This window comes from Streptomyces sp. NPDC094143, assembly GCF_040303825.1.
Lineage (GTDB): Bacteria > Actinomycetota > Actinomycetes > Streptomycetales > Streptomycetaceae > Streptomyces.
Genome location: NZ_JBEOTZ010000011.1, coordinates 206422 through 222443 on the forward strand (window position 1 = coordinate 206422; position 16022 = coordinate 222443).

Sequence of the window (16022 nt, forward strand, 5' to 3'; positions counted from 1 at the left end):
CGACGTGCTGTACGGCAGGTCCACCGAGCTGGCGGCGCTTGAGGATCTGGCCGCGGGAGCCCGCGAGGGACGCAGCGGTGCCCTGGTGCTGCGGGGTGAGGCGGGCATCGGGAAGACCGCCCTGCTCGACCGCGCGGCGAAGTCGGCCTCGGCGGCCGGCATGCGCGTCCTGCGGGTCACCGGGGTCGAGCCGGAGGCCGACCTCGCCTTCGGCGGGCTCGTGCAGTTGCTGTGGCCCGTGCAGGACCGGCTGGACGCCCTGCCCGAGCCGCAGGCGCAGGCGCTGCGGGCGGTGCTCGGCACGGGCAGCACCCGGACCCAGGACAGGTTCCTGACCGGGCTGGCCGTGCTCACGCTCCTGGCGGACCTGGCCGAACAGGGACCGTTGCTCTGCCTGGTGGACGACGCCCAGTGGCTGGATCAGGCCACCTCCGACGCGCTGCTCTTCGCCGCGCGCCGGCTCGCCGCCGAGCAGGTGGCCATGGTGTTCGCGACCCGGGACGAGGGCTTCGCCGCGCCCGGGCTCGCCGAACTGCGGCCCTCCCGGCTGGACACCGGCGACGCGGTGAGCCTCCTCGCCGACCTGGGGCTGACCCCCGCCCTGCGGGACCAGGTCATCGCCGAGTCCGCGGGGAACCCGCTGGCGCTCATCGAGTTCGGGGCCGCCCGCCGCGACGACCCCGGCCGGTTCACGCCCGTGACGGTCGCCGACCGGGTGCTGTCGTCGTACCGCACCCAGATCGCCGGACTCCCCGAGAAGACGCGGCTGGCGCTGCTGTTCGCCGCGGCCGAGGGGCGGGGCGACCTGCCGCTGCAGATGAAGGCGGCCCGGTCCCTGGGCGTGGGCCTGGAGGATCTGGAGGACGCGGAGCGGGCGGGGCTGATCCAGGTGACCGAGAGCACCGTGGTGTTCCGCCACCCGCTGATCGGGACCGCCGCCTACCAGGGGGCCGTGCTGGCCCGGCGGATCGCCGTCCACCAGGCGCTGGCCGACGCGGCGGAGGACCCCGACTGCCGGGCCCGGCACCTGCCGCTGGCCACCACGTCACCCGACGACGGGGTCGCGGCCGAACTGGTCGCCGCCGCCGAGCGGGCCGCCGACCGCAGCGCCTACGCCGCCGCCTCGCTCCTGCACCAGCAGGCCGCCCGCCTCACCCCCGACCGCCGCGCCCAGGTCCACCGGCTCACGGACGCGGCGACCTGCGCACTCAACGCCGGGCACGCCGGCCAGGCCCGGGACCTGGCCGAGCAGGCCGAACAGTCGGCCGCCGCACCGGAGGACCTGGCCCGGCTCGCCCCCGTGCGGGCCGCCGTGATGTTCGAGTCGGGTCACCAGCGGGAGGCCGCCCGGCTGCTGCTGCGGCGTACGCACGCGGCCGGTGCCGGCCTGGCCGCGGTCATGCTCCGCACGGGCGCCACGTACGGCTGGTTCGCCGGTGACGCGGACTCGGTGCGGGAGGCCGCCGAGCGGCTGGCGTCCCTCGGGGAGGCCGACCCGATGGTGGAGGGCATGGCGCACCTCGTCGACGACGACTACGCCCGCGGACTGCCCCTGCTGCAGCGCGCCGTCGCCGCCGGCCAGGACGGCTCGGACGCGGCGCGCACCCACGCCCTGCACAGCGCGGTCCTGCTGGGGGACGACGCCGCGGCCATGGAACTGGCCGCGGCGGAGGTGGCCCGCTGCCGCGCGCAGGGCCTCATCGGCGCCCTGCCGCAGGCCCTGCACCTGCTGGCGGAACGCCAGGTGCTGGCCGGGGCGCACCGGGACGCCGAGGCGGCGGTGGCCGAGGCCGTGGAGATCGCCCGCGACACCGGCCTGCGCGAGCGCGTCGCCTGGCTGAACGGCGTTCCGGCGCGGATCGCGGCGATCGAGGGCGACGAACAGCGCTGCCGCGACCTCACGCGGGACGTGCCCGACGCCGGCCGGGTGGCCGGTGAGAGCGCCCTGAGCCTGCTCGAACTGGCGCGCGGCGACTACGAGGCGGCGCTCGGCCGGCTGGAGAGCGCCGTCGGCCCGGGGCCGCAGCGCCACACGGCGATGGCCATGGCCACCGTCGCCGACCAGGTGGAGGCCGCGGTACGGCTCGGGCGGCACGAGCGGGCCGAGCGGCCGATGCGCGCCTTCGAGGCCTGGGCGCGGGCCGGTGACCAGCCGTGGGCGCGGGCGGTGGCGCACCGCTGCCGGGCCCTGGTCGAGGGGCGCGAGGAGGACTACCAGGAGGCGGTCCGGCTGCACGAACAGGGCCGGCGGCCCTTCGAGGGGGCCCGCACCGCGCTGCTGTACGGGGAGTGGCTGCGCAGGGCCCGGCGCCGCAGCGAGGCCCGTGACGCGCTGCGGTCGGCCCTGGAGGACTTCGAACGGCTCCGCGCCGAGCCCTGGGCGGAGCGTGCGCGTGCCGAGCTGCGGGCGGCGGGCGACGCGACGACGGGCGCCAAGGCCACCGCGGAGAACGTCCTCGACCGGCTGACCCCGCAGGAGCTGCAGGTGGTCCGGCTGGCCGCCGACGGCAACAGCAGCCGGGAGATCGCCGCGCAGCTGTTCCTCAGCCGCAGGACCGTCGAGCACCACCTGTACAAGGCCTATCCCAAGCTGGGCGTCGGCTCCCGGCGGGAACTGGCCCGCCTCGACCTGGCCTGAGCGCGGCGGATCTGACAGACATGGTCCCGATCTGACAGATCCGCGACGGTGTCCGGGCCGCTCGCGGACGGGGGCGGGGCCCCTTTGCCAGAATCCGTGACCATGATGCGTGCTGCCTACATTGAACAGCTCGGATCTCCGGACGTCATCCGTTACGGTGATCAGCCCACGCCGGAACCCGGGCCGACCGACGTCCTGGTGGACGTCACGGCCGTCTCCGTCAACCACGTCGACACCTTCGTGCGCTCGGGCGCCTGGCGCACCCCGCTCACCTTCCCCTTCGTCATAGGCCGCGACCTCACCGGCACCGTCGCCGCGGTCGGCGCCGGCGTCCACCGGTTCCGTCCCGGCGACCGGGTGTGGTGCAACAGCCTCGGCCACGACGGCCGCCAAGGAGCCGCCGCCGAGCGGGTGGTGGTGCCCGTCGACCGGCTCTACCACCTGCCGGAGGGCGCCGACCCGTACGAGACCGTGGCGCTGGCCCATCCGGCCGCGACCGCCTACCTCGGCCTGTTCACCCACGGGCGGCTGCGCCCCGGCGAGACCGTCGTCGTGGTCGGCGCTGGCGGGAACGTGGGAAGCGCCATGGTGGTGATGGCCGCCGCCGCGGGCGCCCGGGTCGTCGCCGTCGCCTCCGCGCGGGACGCCGGGTACTGCCGCGGTCTCGGCGCCGACCACGTCGTCGACTACCGGGACCCCGACGTGCCCGGGCGCATCCGGGCCGCCGCCCCCGGGGGCGCCGACCTCTACCTCGACGCCTCCGGCACCAACGACCTGGACACCGCGGTGGACCTGCTCGCCGGGCGGGGACGGATCGTGCTGCTCGCCGGACTGCGCACCAGGCCCGTGCTGCCCGCGGGGCCGCTGTACCTGAGGGACCGTTCGATCCACGGGTTCGCCATCTCGCACGCCACCGCCGGAGAGCTCGCCGAGGCCGCCGGCACCATCAACCGGCTGGTCGCCGACGGCCGTCTCGGGCCCCGGGCGATCGAGCGGCTGCACCTGAGCGACGCCGCCGAGGCGCACCGCCGGCTGGAGGAGGGCAAGGTGCACGGAAAACTCGTGCTGAGCGTGGGCGCCGAGGCCTGAGGAACCCCCGCGGGCGGCGCCGGTGAAATGCGGGAATTCGGACCTGACAAATGAGAAAGCCGCTCTTTGACCGGCGCCCGACGGCCTCGACAGAATTCTGCACATGACTCAGTCAATCATCGACACCTCGCCGCTGTTCGAGCTCAAGGCCGACATTCACGTTTCCGCGACCCCGCTGGAGGTCTACTCCGTCGTCAGTGATCTGCCGCGCAGTTCCGAGTGGAGCCCCGAATGCCGGGGCGGCACGTGGGTCTCCGGGGAACCGTCCACGGTCGGCGCCATCTTCCGGGGCGAGAACCTCCGCAGCGAGGACGTCGTCGCCTGGGCGCCCCTGGTGCGCGGCGTCTGGCACACCGAGTGCCGCATCACCGCCGCCGACCCCGGCCGCACCTTCCAGTGGATGATGCTCACCCACGCCCGCGAGGACCAGGAGAGCATCTGGGGCTTCGACATGGCGCCCGCCGACGAGGGCTGCGTGCTCACCCACCACTTCCGCATGGGCCGCGCCACGGCCGGCATCCACAAGATCGTCGCCGACCTGGACGAGAACGACCGCAAGCGTTTCGTCGCCGACTGGACCGCCAAGCTCGAACAGGACCTCGACGCCACGCTGAAGCGCATCAAGGATGTCATCGAAAAGCGGTGACATTTCCCCGGCGATCCGTACGGGAGCCTGAAATTCGAAACGGCCTGCCGCACGGCTGAGGGACAGTCGCGGCGGATGAGAGGGTGGGCAGATGTTTCTCCAGCGCATCGGAAACAAGGGAATTCGGCTGGGTACGCTTTTCGACCGGGCCGCGGCTCGGCACCCGGCGAATCCCGTGATCCTCGACCATGATCTCGACGTCGCTCCGGAGCGCGGGCGCCGCATGACGCTGACGGAGGTCGCCGACCTCGTCGACGACCTGGCCTCGCGGCTGTGGGCGGCGGGTGTCCGGCCCGGGGAACGCGTGGTCGTCCACAAGACCAACGGGTTCGACATCACGCTCCTGGCCTGCTCCACGGCCAGGATCGGCGCCGTGCCGGTCCTGCTGTCCCCGAAGCTCGACGGCGCGACCGTGTGCGAGCTGGTGCGCCGCGTGGACCGGCCGTACCTGGTGACCGACCAGGACAAGCTGGACCACCACCTGCCCGCCGAGATCTTCGGCCTGACCCGGCAGGTGCTCCTCGCCTCCGGCAGCCACGACGAGGCCGTCACCCTCGCGTCGCTGGCCGGCTCCACCCGGGTCGCGCCGGTGACCATGCCGCCGGACCACCCGACGCTGGTCACCCACACCTCCGGCACCACCGGGACGCCGAAGCTGGCGGTGCACACCGGGCGCACCTTCGAGGCGCGCTACCGCCCCCAGGGCACGGTGGCGTCCCTGGTGGGCCGCAGCGAACCGGTGGCCATCCACGTGTCGTTCGTGCACTCGCGGATGTTCACCGCCATGCCCATCACGATCCTCCAGGGACACCCGATGATCATCCTCCGGGACGACGACCCGGAGGTCGTGGCCGAGGTGTTCGGGCAGGCCCCGCCGGGCCTGATCGAGGCGCACCCGAACACGTTCCTGCGCTGGGAGGTGCTGGTCGACGACCCGCGCCGGCCGCTGGCGAACGTGAAGTACTTCAGCAGCACCTTCGACGCCATCCACCCGCGCACCGTGCACCTGATGCTCACCGCGTCCCGGCGCGAGAAGCCGCAGTTCGTCCAGATGTACGGCCAGAGCGAGGTCGGCCCGATCGCCGGGCGCACCTACTCGAAAAAGCGCGGCGCGGACGCCGACGGCCGCTGCGTGGGCTCCCCGTTCCCCGGCATGACGGGCGTGCGGGTCGTCAGCCGGGACGGCGAGCGGCCCACCAAGTCCAACCCCGGGTACATCGAGGTCCGTTCCGACGGACGGATCGTCACCTACCTCGGCGAGCACGAGCGGTGGGAGAAGCAGGCCGACGGCGAATGGTGGCGCATGGGCGACCTGGGCTACCGCACCAAGTGGGGCTGCCTGCACCTGCTCGACCGGGAGGTCGACGAGATCGAGGGCATCGACAGCACCCTGGAGATCGAGGACACCCTCTTCGCCCGGATACCGGAGCTCGTCGAGGTCATCATCGTCCCGGACGAGGACGGCAAGCCGCTGCCCGTGGTGTGCACCCGCGACGACAAGCCGCTCGACCTCGCGGCCTGGAAGCGGGCCGTGGCCGGCCTGCCCGCCATGGCGGAGCCCGTGCAGTGGAAGCTCGACGACCTGCCGCAGACCGCCACCACCAAGATCAAGCGGCTGGAGCTGGCCCGGCTGCTGAAGGCGGAGCGGACCGGAGCGTAAGCCCCGGCCCCCGCACCGCCGCCTCCCGGGGCGCGGGCCCATCCCCCCCCGTGGGCCCGCGCCCCCGTCACGCCCCCGCACGGCGGCCCGTCACCCGCCCCCGCACGGCGGCCCGCGCGCCACGCGCCCGGCCGCCGTCCCCAGCCGAGGAGTTGCCCCGATGACGGCACTGCGCGCCTCCCGACGCCGGATCGAGCACTGGGACCCGGAGGACGAGGAGTTCTGGGAGCGCACCGGCAAGCACGTCGCACGACGCAACCTCGTCCTGTCCGTCCTCTCCGAGCACATCGGCTTCTCGATCTGGAGCATGTGGTCGGTCCTGGTGCTGTTCATGTCCCCGGCCATCGGCCTGGGCTTCGCCCCGAGCGAGAAGTTCCTGCTGGTGGTCACCCCCACTCTGGTGGGCGCGCTGCTGCGCCTGCCCTACAGCCACGCCGTGACCCGGTTCGGCGGGCGTGACTGGACCGTCTTCAGCTCGGCCCTGCTGTTCGTACCGGCACTGCTGGCGCTGTACTTCGTCCAGCGGCCCGGCACGCCCCTGTGGGTGTTCCTGCTCATCGCCGCCACCGCGGGCGTCGGCGGCGGCAACTTCGCCTCCTCCACCACCAACATCGCCCACTTCTTCCCCCGGCGGCACCAGGGCTGGGCGCTCGGCCTCAACGCCGGCGGCGGCAACCTGGGCGTCGCCGTCATCCAGCTCGTCGGTCTGCTGGTCATCGCCACCGCGGGCGACACCCACCCCGCCTACGTCATCGCCGCCTACCTGCCGCTGATCGCGCTGGCCGCCCTGCTCGCGGCGCTCGGCATGGACAACGTCGACACCGGCCCGGCCTCCTCCGGCGTGCTGCGCGAGGCGGCGGGCAATCCGCACACCTGGTGGATCTCGCTGCTGTACCTCGGCACGTTCGGCTCGTTCATCGGCTACGGCTTCGCCTTCGGTCTCGTGCTGCAGAACCAGTTCGGCTCCACCCCGCTGGAGGCCGTCGGCTACACGTTCCTCGGTCCGCTGCTCGGCTCGCTGTCCCGGCCGCTCGGCGGCCGGCTCGCCGACCGCTTCGGCGGAGCCCGGGTCACGTTCTGGAACTTCCTCGCCATGGGCGCCGGCACGCTGTTGCTGCTGGTGGCCTCGGCCCACCACTCCCTCGCCCTGTTCGTCGCCGTGTTCACGGTGCTGTTCGTGCTCAGCGGCCTGGGCAACGGGTCCACGTACAAGCTGATCCCGGTCGTCTTCGCCGGGCAGGCGGAGGCCGCCGTCACCGCCGGCCACGACGCGACCGAGGCCTTCGCCCGCGCCCGCCGCCTGACCGGCGCGGTCATCGGCATCGCCGGTGCCGTCGGCGCGCTCGGCGGCGTCGTCGTCAACCTCGCCTTCCGGGCCTCCTACGGCAGCCAGGGCACGGGCGAGCCCGCCTTCTGGTTCTTCCTCGCCTTCTACGCGGTGTGCGTGACCGTCACCCGCCTGGTGTACCTGCGCGCCCCGCACGGCACCGTGCCGGGCGAGGCACGGGACCCCCGTCGGGCCGGGCGTGGGGCCGCCGAGTCCTCGGAGGTCACCCGTGCCTGACACGGCGCCGCGCTCCGGCGTGGCCACGCACTGCCCGTACTGCGCCCTGCAGTGCGGCACCCGCCTCGGCCACGACGCCTCGGGGACCGTGGTGGAACCCTCCGACTTCCCCGTCAACGACGGCCACCTGTGCCAGAAGGGCTGGACGGCGCCCGCGCTGCTCGGCGTCCCGGACCGGCTGCGCCAACCACTGGTGCGCGGCGCGGACGGCCGCCACGCCCCGGTCGACTGGGACACCGCCCTGGACACGGTCGCCGCGCGCCTGCGGCGGATCCGCGACACGCACGGCCCGGACGCGCTCGCCGTGTTCGGCGGGGGCGGCCTGACCAACGAGAAGGCCTACCTGCTGGGCAAGTTCGCCCGGCTCGCCCTCGGCACCAGCCAGATCGACTACAACGGCCGGTTCTGCATGTCCTCGGCCGCCGCGGCCGGAAACGCCGCCTTCGGCCTGGACCGCGGCCTGCCGTTCCCCGTCGCCGACCTCGGCGCGGCGGACGCGATCCTGCTCGCCGGCGCCAACCCCGCCGAGACCATGCCCCCGCTGATGCGGCACCTGCGCAAGGCGGAGCTGATCGTCATCGACCCGCGCCGCACCCGGACCGCCGAGCGGGCCGCCCTGCACCTGCAACCGGTGCCCGGCACCGACCTCGCCCTGGCACTGGGCCTGCTGCACATCGCCGTGAGCGACGGCTGGTGCGACAAGGAGTACGTCCAGGAGCGCACCACCGGCTTCGACGCGGCCTGGCGACGCGCCGTCACCTGGTGGCCCGAGCGCGTGGAACAGGTCACCGGCGTCCCCGTCGCCGAACAGCGCGCCGCCGTGGAACTGCTGGGCGAGGCGCGCCGGGCCTACGTGCTCACCGGCCGGGGCGCCGAGCAGCACAGCAAGGGCGCCGACACCGCCGCGGCCTTCATCAACCTCGCCCTCGCCCTGGGCCTGCCCGGGGTCGCCGGAAGCGGCTACGGCTGCCTGACCGGGCAGGGCAACGGTCAGGGCGGCCGCGAGCACGGGCAGAAGGCCGACCAGCTCCCCGGCTACCGCATGATCACCGACCCGGAGGCACGGGCCCACGTCGCACGGGTCTGGGGCACCACCCCGGATACCCTGCCCGGCCCCGGCCGCAGCGCCTACGAGCTGCTCGACGCGCTCGGCACCGAAGGCGGCCCCCGCGCCCTGCTGGTGTTCGGCTCCAACCCCCTGGTGTCCGCGCCCCACTCCGCGCACGTCGCCGACCGGCTGGCCGCCCTCGACCTGCTGGTGGTGGCCGACTTCGTGCCCTCGGAGACCGCGCGGACGGCCGACGTGGTCCTCCCCGTCGCCCAGTGGGCCGAGGAGGAGGGCACCCTGACCAGCCTGGAGGGCCGGGTGCTGCGCCGCCGCCGGCTGCACCCGCCGCCCGAGGGCGTGCGCACCGACCTGGAGGTCCTGCACGGCCTCGCCGTCCGGCTCGGCGAGCCGGCCCACCGCTACCCGACCTCGCCGCACCAGGTCTTCGACGAGCTGCGGCGCGCCTCCCGCGGCGGCAAGGCCGACTACTCCGGCATCACCTACGAGCGGCTGGACGCGGGGGAGAGCCTGCACTGGCCCTGCCCCGAACTCCCGGACGGACAACCGCACCCCGGCACACCCCGCCTCTTCCTCGACGGCTTCGCGACCCCGGACGGACGCGCCCGGTTCGCCGAGGTCGACCACCGCGACCCGGCCGAGACACCCGACGCCGGCCACCCCCTGTACGCCACGACCGGCCGGGTCCTCGCCCACTACCAGTCCGGCGCGCAGACCCGCCGCGTGCCCGAACTCAACGACGCCGTCCCCGAGCCGTTCGTCGAGATCCACCCCGACACCGCCGAACGCGCGGGCCTGCGCGAGGGCGACACGGCCCGCGTCACCTCGGCCCGCGGCACCACGGTCGCGCGGGTCAGGCTGGTCGGCAGCATGCGCACGGACACGGTGTTCCTGCCCTTCCACCACCCCGGCACCGGCCGGGCCAACCTGATCACCAGCACCGCCCTCGACCCCCGCAGCAAGATGCCCGAGTTCAAGGTCTGCGCGGTGCGGATCGAACCCGGCACCGACGCGTCGTGAGGCCCGCCATGCCCGACTCGCAGCACGTCCTCGTCGTGGGGCACGGCCCCGCGGCGCACCGGCTCGTCGAGCGTCTGTCCCGGCTCGGCCACCCGGGCCCGGTCACCGTCCTCGGCGCCGAACCGCGACCGGCCTACAACCGGGCCCTGCTCACCTCCCTCCTCGACGGCACCCTCACCGACCAGGACCTGCAACTGCCCGCCCCGCCCGACGGGGTGCGCGTCCGGCCCGGCGTCACCGCCACCGCCGTCGACCGCGCCCGCCGCCTGGTGCGCACCGGCACCGGGGAGACACTCCGCTACGACCGGCTGGTGCTGGCCACCGGCGCCCGGCCGCGGATCCCGCGCCTGCCCGGCGTGCTCACCGAGGACGGCCGGCTCACCGAGGGCGCCACCGCCCTGCGCACCCCCGCCGACGCCGAACGGCTCACAAACGGGCCGGTGGTGGTGCTCGGCGGCGGGATCCTCGGCACCGAGACCGCGCTCGCCCTGCTGCGCGCCGGCCGCGACGTCACCCTCGTGCACCCCGGGCCGCACCCCATGGACGACCGGCTCGACCACACGGCCGGTGCCCTGCTCGCCGGCCACCTCCGCTCCGCCGGTGCCCGCCTCCACCTCGGGCGCGCCGCCGTGGAGTACCGGCCGGGCAAGCTGGTCCTCGACGACGGCGAGGTCCTCCGCGCCGACGTGCTCGCCCTGTGCACCGGTGTGGCACCCGAGACCGCGCTCGCCCGGCGGGCCGGACTGGCCGTGCGCACGGGGGTGGTCGTCGACCGGCACCTGCGCACCAGCGATCCGCACATCCACGCCGTCGGGGACTGCGCGGAGTTCGGCGGCGAGGTCCCCGGACTCGCCACGACCGCCTGGGAACAGGCCGACACCCTCGCCCACATCCTCATCGGCCACGACAGGCACCACCACGCCGGCCGTCCCGTGCTGCGACTGAGGACGCCCGGCTTCGACCTGGCCTGCCTCGGCCCGCCCGAACCGCCGCAGGCCGACCGGCACATCACCCTGTCCGACCCCGCCCGGGGCCGCTACGCCGCTCTCGCCCTGTCCGGGGAGCGGCTGGCGGGCGCGGTCCTCGTGGGACTGCCGCGCGCCACCGCCGCGCTGGCCCAGCTGTACGCGCGCGACCTGCCGGTGCCGTCCGACCGGTTCGGGCTCCTGCTGGGCACCGCGACCGGCGAGGGACCCGCCCGCGTCGAACTGCCGGACGCGGCGGTGCTCTGCCACTGCAACCACGTCACCAAGGCCGACCTGCTCCGCGCCTGGCGCGACGGCGCCCGCGGCCTGACCGAGATCGCCGCCGCGACCCGGGCCACCACCGGCTGCGGAGGCTGCGCGGACGACGTGCGCCTGGTCCTCGCATCCGCGACCGGAGGGAACAGCGACCCATGACCCGCACCCCGCGCACCCTGGTGGTCGTCGGACACGGCATGACCGGCCACCGCCTCGTCGAGCACCTGCGGGCCCACGACCGGCACGGCGCCTGGCGCGTCGTCGTCCTGGCCGAGGAACCCCGTCCCGCCTACAACCGGGTCGCCCTGTCGTCCTACCTGGAGGGGAAGACCGCCGCCGACCTCACCCTCGCCGGCCACGACTTCCTCACCGACCCCCTGGTGGAGCTGCGCACGGCCACCCCGGTGACCGGCGTCGACCGGCGGGCCCGCACGGTCACCACCGCCGACGGCACGCGCACCCGCTACGACGCCCTGGTGCTCGCCACCGGCTCGCGTCCGTTCGTACCGCCCGTCCCGGGGCACGACCTGCCCGGCTGCTTCGTCTACCGCACCTTCGACGACCTCGACGCCCTCCGCGAGGCGGCACACGCGAAAGGGCCCGGGGTCGTGGTGGGCGGCGGCCTGCTCGGCCTGGAGGCCGCCAACGCGCTGCGGCTGCTCGGCGTACGGCCGCACATCGTGGAGCTCGCGCCCCGCCTGATGCCGGTGCAGCTCGACGACGGGGGAGCGCGCGTGCTCACCCGGCTCGTCACCGGCCTGGGCCTGCGGGTGCACTGCGGCACCGCCGTCCGCGAGATCCGCGCGGGCGGCGACGGCCGGGTCGAAGGGGTCCGCCTCACCGACGGGACCGCGCTCGACGCCCGGCTGGTGGTGTTCTCCGCCGGCGTGCGTCCCCGCGACGACCTGGCCGGGCCCGCCGGGCTCGCGACGGGAGAACGCGGCGGCTTCCTCGTCGACGACCTGTGCCGCACCGCCGACCCGGCCGTCTGGGCCGTCGGCGAGTGCGCGGCCGTCGGGGGCCGCACCTACGGTTTGGTGGCACCCGGCTACCGGATGGCCGAACTGGTCGCCGACCAGTTGCTCGGCCGCTCCCCGGCCCCCTTCGCCGACCCCGACACCGCCGCCAAGCTCAAACTCCTCGGCGTCGACGTGGCCAGCTTCGGCGACGCCCACGCCGAGACCGAGGGCGCCCTGGAGTACGTCCTGCGCGACGACGGCGCCGGCACGTACGCCAAGCTCGTCCTCGATGCGCAGGGGCGAATCCTGCGCGGCGGTGTGCTCGCCGGCGACGCTTCCGCCTACCGCACTCTGCGCGCCCTGACCGGCCGCGAACTGACCGCTTCCCCCGACCGGTTGCTGTCCGCGCCGGACCCCGGCGGCCCACCGCACCGCAGCCGCGCGGCGGACGCGGCCTGACTTGACGGAGTAGTGACCGGCGGTTGGCGGCCGGCCCGGCACCGGAGCGACGATCACTGTGCTCCATTGATGCGCGCCGCGCCGCCCCGGCAGCGCCGAGGCGGGAAGTGAGGTTTCACCAGATGCCCAGTCGCACAGTGGTCGTCCGGACGACGGCGGGACGAGTGGCGGGGGAGCGGACCGACGGACTCACCGTCTTCCGGGGCGTGCCCTACGCGGCTCCGCCGGTGGGACCGTTGCGGTTCTCCTCGCCCCGGCCGCCCGAGCCGTGGCAGCGCGTACGGGACGCCACCGCCTTCGCCGCCGCCTCGCTCCAGGGCGACTACCTGCCCGACAGCAGCGAGGACAGCCTGTACGCCAACGTGTGGACCCCGGACGTGGACGGCCGTTTGCCGGTCCTGGTCTACATTCACGGCGGCGGCTGGATGCTCGGCGCGGGCAGCGAGCCCGACTACGACGGTGCGCGCACCGCCGTCCACGGCCGGATGGTCGTCATCACCTTCAACTACCGTCTGGGCGCGTTCGGCTGGGGACTGCACGAGGAGCTCACCGACCCGCACACGGGCTCCTGCGCCAACTGGGGCCTGCAGGACCAGGCCGCGCTCGTGCGCTGGGTCCGGGACAACGCCGGCGCGTTCGGCGGCGACCCCGGCAACATCACCGTCGCCGGCACCTCGGCGGGCGGCTCCAGCACCTGGCAGCTGGCCCTGCTGCCCGAGCTGCGCGACATCATCCGCAGGATCATCCCGATCAGCGTCAAACACGTCTGGGAGCCCGCCAGTTCGACCACCCCCGAGGAGTCCCGCCGGGTCTACGAACACCTCGCGCGCCGCTTCGGCACGACCGTCCCGGGGCTGCGCGCCGTACCGGCCGCCGAACTGCGGGACGCCTGGGACGACGTGTACGCGGGCCGCCCCACCGAGCGGTTCGTGGAGGGCGGCCGGGAGTACCGGGGCCCGGTCGTCGACGGGCGGTGGATGCGCGGCTACGACCACGCGCTGCCCACCCCCGGCGTCCCCATGATGCCGATCCACTGCCGCACCGAGGGCTCCTTCTTCACCACCGGCCCCGGCTACCCCTACCCGGGCCCGCACCCGGCCGACGAGGCCGGACTGAGCGCGGCCGTCCGCGAGGTGCTCGAGAAGGGCGCCGCCAAGGTCACCGACGAGCAGGTGGCGGACTGCGTCGCCCACTACCGCCGGGCGTCGCGGGCGGAGGGCCTGCCCGTCGACCCGGTGTCGGTGTGGACGCAGGTGTGGGGCGACGGACTGTTCCGCTACCAGATCGTGCGGCTGGCCGAACGGCACGCCCGCGAGCGGGACCCGGCCGCCTCCCCGCAGTACCTGATGGAGTTCGCCCACCCCCTCAGGCCGCCGTACGCCGGCACCACCCCGCACGAGGCCGTCGCGAAGTTCCTCTTCGGGACGTTCGCGCTGCCGGTCAACGCGCCCTTCTACGGGAACGGACCGCTGGAGCGGCGGATCTCGAACGCGCTGATCGACCTGGTGGCCTCCTTCGCCCACGGCAGGACACCGAGCAGTGAACACGCTCCCGAATGGCCGGTGTTCACCCCCGACCGGCCGACCGTGATGGTCCTCGGCGGCGAGCGGGTGGCACGGATCGGCACGGTGTCGGCCCAGGCCCACCTGACGTACTGGGACCGCGCCGGCTGGGTGCCGCGGCCCTGAACACCCCGCCCACACACCACCACAGCAACGAAAGGACTGGGACTTCGATGTGCGGACTCGCAGGCTGGGTCGCCTACGACCACGACCTGACGGCACACGGCGCGACGGCGTCGGCCATGACGGAGACGCTGGCGTGCCGGGGACCCGACGACCGCGGCGTGTGGAACTCACCGCACGCGATCCTCGGCCACCGCCGGCTCTCCATCATCGACCTGGAGGGCGGGCGCCAGCCCATGCACGTCACCGGCGAGACCGACGGCCTGCCCGTCCTCGCCTACACCGGCGAGGTGTACAACTACCGCGAGCTGAAGGAGGAACTCGCCGGCCTCGGTCACGCCTTCCGCACCTCCAGCGACACCGAGGTCGTCCTGCACGCCTACCTGGAGTGGGGCGAACACTTCGCCGAACGCCTCAACGGCATGTACGCCCTCGCGTTGTGGGACCCGCGCACCGAGGAACTGCTCCTGGTCCGCGACCGCATGGGCGTCAAGCCCCTCTTCTACTACCCGACGCCCGACGGCGTGCTGTTCGGCTCCGAGGCCAAGGCCATCCTGGCCCACCCCGACGCCGAGGCGGTCGTCGACCGCGAGGGCCTGGCGGAGATCTTCGCCATCATCAACACCCCCGGCCACGCCATCTTCAAGGGCATGCACGAGGTGGTGCCCGGCACCGTCGTGCGCTTCCACCGCGGGGGCCACACCACCCGCACCTACTGGCAGCTCGAGGCCCGCCCGCACACCGACGACCTCGACACCACCGTCACCCGCGTCCGCGAACTCCTCGAGGACATCGTCGAACGCCAGCTCATCGCCGACGTCAAGGTGGGCACCCTGCTCTCCGGCGGCCTCGACTCCAGCGCAATCACCGCCCTCGCCGCGAAGGTCTTCCGCGACCAGGGCAAGCAGGAACGCATCAAGGCCTTCTCCATCGACTTCAAGAACAACGAGGAGAACTTCCGCGGCAACGGCATCTGGATGGACCCGGACACGCCGTACGCCGTCGACGTGGCCCGGCAGTCCGGCGCCGAGCACGTCATCGTCGAGCTGGAGAACCACCACGTCCTCGACGAGGACGTGCGCATGCGGGTGCTGCGCGCCCAGGACCTGCCCATCTCCACCGGCGACATGGAGCACTCCCTCTACCACCTGTGCAAGGCCCTCAAGGAGCAGGTGACGGTCGCCCTGTCCGGCGAGACCGCGGACGAACTCTTCGGCGGCTACAACTGGTTCTTCGACAAGGAGGCCGTGGAGGGCGACACCTTCCCCTGGTACGACGCCTGGCGCCGGCTCGGCGGCCTGGACACCATGAAGGAGATCGGCCTCTGGGACCGGCTCGGCCTCGACGAGTACGTCGCCAAGCGGTACGCCGAGGCGCTCGCCGAAGTGCCCCGCCTGGAGGGCGAGTCCGCCCAGGAGGCGCGGATGCGGGAGCTGTCGTACCTCAACATCAGCCGCTGGGAGAACTTCCTCCTCGACCGCAAGGACCGCATCAGCATGGCCGCCAGCCTGGAGGTGCGGGTGCCGTTCACGGACCACCGGCTGGTCGAGTACGTCTTCAACGTGCCGTGGGCGATGAAGACCTTCGACGGCCGCGAGAAGAGCCTGCTGCGCGCCGCCGCCGCCCACGTCCTGCCCGAGTCGGTGCTGGAACGCAAGAAGAGCCCCTACCCGTCCACCCAGGACGTGGAGTACGTGCGGGCCCTGCGCGCCAAGGTCGAGGCACTGCTCGACGGTTCCCCCGTGCTCGACCTCGTGCCGGCCGAGGGCATCCGCAAGCTGCTGGACAGGCCCGTCGAGTCCTACGCCGGTCTCGGCGGCCTGTGGGGCATGCGGGCCGTGATGGAGCGGCTGGTCGAGTTCGACGCGTGGGTGAAGGAGTACGACGTCCGCGTGGAGTGGTGACACTCCCGCCGGCGCGGGGGGGGGGGGGCCGGGCGGCCCCCCCCGCGGGCCGGCGCGCGCCCCCCCCCGCCCCCCGCGGCCCGCCCGGCCC

10 protein-coding genes are annotated in these 16022 nt (G+C 74.1%); all 10 read left to right on the top strand.

What is annotated here, in order from left to right:
• Positions 1 to 4: 4 nt before the first annotated feature.
• The 10 genes from ABTZ58_RS17330 to asnB all read left to right on the top strand — a co-directional run bounded on the left by ABTZ58_RS17330 (position 5) and on the right by asnB (position 15931).
• Entirely contained in the window at positions 5 to 2638 is a 2634-nt protein-coding gene (locus tag ABTZ58_RS17330; RefSeq protein ID WP_351356658.1) for an ATP-binding protein, read from the top strand.
• Positions 2639 to 2743: 105 nt separating this feature from the next.
• Positions 2744 to 3727, top strand: a complete 984-nt coding sequence (locus ABTZ58_RS17335) for an NADPH:quinone reductase (protein ID WP_351356715.1) — start codon at positions 2744 to 2746, stop codon at positions 3725 to 3727.
• 103 nt (positions 3728 to 3830) lie between these two features.
• Positions 3831 to 4373 carry an SRPBCC family protein gene (locus tag ABTZ58_RS17340; protein ID WP_351356661.1) on the top strand — a complete coding sequence of 181 codons (543 nt, stop codon included), beginning with the start codon at positions 3831 to 3833 and terminating at the stop codon, positions 4371 to 4373.
• A gap of 91 nt (positions 4374 to 4464) precedes the next feature.
• A complete protein-coding gene (locus ABTZ58_RS17345) occupies positions 4465 to 6033 on the top strand; it encodes a class I adenylate-forming enzyme family protein (protein WP_351356664.1) in 1569 nt (522 codons plus the stop codon).
• A 160-nt stretch (positions 6034 to 6193) separates the two neighbouring features.
• The gene (locus ABTZ58_RS17350) at positions 6194 to 7597 is read left to right on the top strand and encodes a nitrate/nitrite transporter (protein ID WP_351356667.1); all 1404 of its coding nucleotides are present in this window, start codon (positions 6194 to 6196) and stop codon (positions 7595 to 7597) included.
• A complete protein-coding gene (locus ABTZ58_RS17355) occupies positions 7590 to 9683 on the top strand; it encodes a molybdopterin oxidoreductase family protein (protein ID WP_351356670.1) in 2094 nt (697 codons plus the stop codon). The genes ABTZ58_RS17350 and ABTZ58_RS17355 overlap by 8 nt, the downstream gene beginning before the upstream one ends.
• A gap of 8 nt (positions 9684 to 9691) precedes the next feature.
• Complete coding sequence (locus ABTZ58_RS17360; RefSeq protein WP_351356673.1) at positions 9692 to 11083, top strand: FAD-dependent oxidoreductase; 1392 nt, start codon at positions 9692 to 9694, stop codon at positions 11081 to 11083.
• Entirely contained in the window at positions 11080 to 12342 is a 1263-nt protein-coding gene (locus ABTZ58_RS17365) for an FAD-dependent oxidoreductase (RefSeq protein ID WP_351356676.1), read from the top strand. The genes ABTZ58_RS17360 and ABTZ58_RS17365 overlap by 4 nt, the downstream gene beginning before the upstream one ends.
• Positions 12343 to 12464: 122 nt before the next feature.
• Entirely contained in the window at positions 12465 to 14030 is a 1566-nt protein-coding gene (locus ABTZ58_RS17370; RefSeq protein WP_351356679.1) for a carboxylesterase/lipase family protein, read from the top strand.
• Positions 14031 to 14077: 47 nt separating this feature from the next.
• Positions 14078 to 15931 carry an asparagine synthase (glutamine-hydrolyzing) gene (gene asnB / locus ABTZ58_RS17375; protein ID WP_351356682.1) on the top strand — a complete coding sequence of 618 codons (1854 nt, stop codon included), beginning with the start codon at positions 14078 to 14080 and terminating at the stop codon, positions 15929 to 15931.
• Positions 15932 to 16022: the final 91 nt, after the last annotated feature.

Excerpts from the sequence above, each read along its gene's own strand:
- ABTZ58_RS17360 (WP_351356673.1), top strand. The coding sequence starts at position 9,692 with ATGCCCGACTCGCAGCACGTCCTCGTCGTGGGGCACGGCCCCGCGGCG.
- ABTZ58_RS17340 (WP_351356661.1), top strand. The coding sequence starts at position 3,831 with ATGACTCAGTCAATCATCGACACCTCGCCGCTGTTCGAGCTCAAGGCC.
- ABTZ58_RS17365 (WP_351356676.1), top strand. The coding sequence starts at position 11,080 with ATGACCCGCACCCCGCGCACCCTGGTGGTCGTCGGACACGGCATGACC.
- ABTZ58_RS17350 (WP_351356667.1), top strand. The coding sequence starts at position 6,194 with ATGACGGCACTGCGCGCCTCCCGACGCCGGATCGAGCACTGGGACCCG.
- asnB (WP_351356682.1), top strand. The coding sequence starts at position 14,078 with ATGTGCGGACTCGCAGGCTGGGTCGCCTACGACCACGACCTGACGGCA.
- ABTZ58_RS17345 (WP_351356664.1), top strand. The coding sequence starts at position 4,465 with ATGTTTCTCCAGCGCATCGGAAACAAGGGAATTCGGCTGGGTACGCTT.
- ABTZ58_RS17335 (WP_351356715.1), top strand. The coding sequence starts at position 2,744 with ATGCGTGCTGCCTACATTGAACAGCTCGGATCTCCGGACGTCATCCGT.
- ABTZ58_RS17370 (WP_351356679.1), top strand. The coding sequence starts at position 12,465 with ATGCCCAGTCGCACAGTGGTCGTCCGGACGACGGCGGGACGAGTGGCG.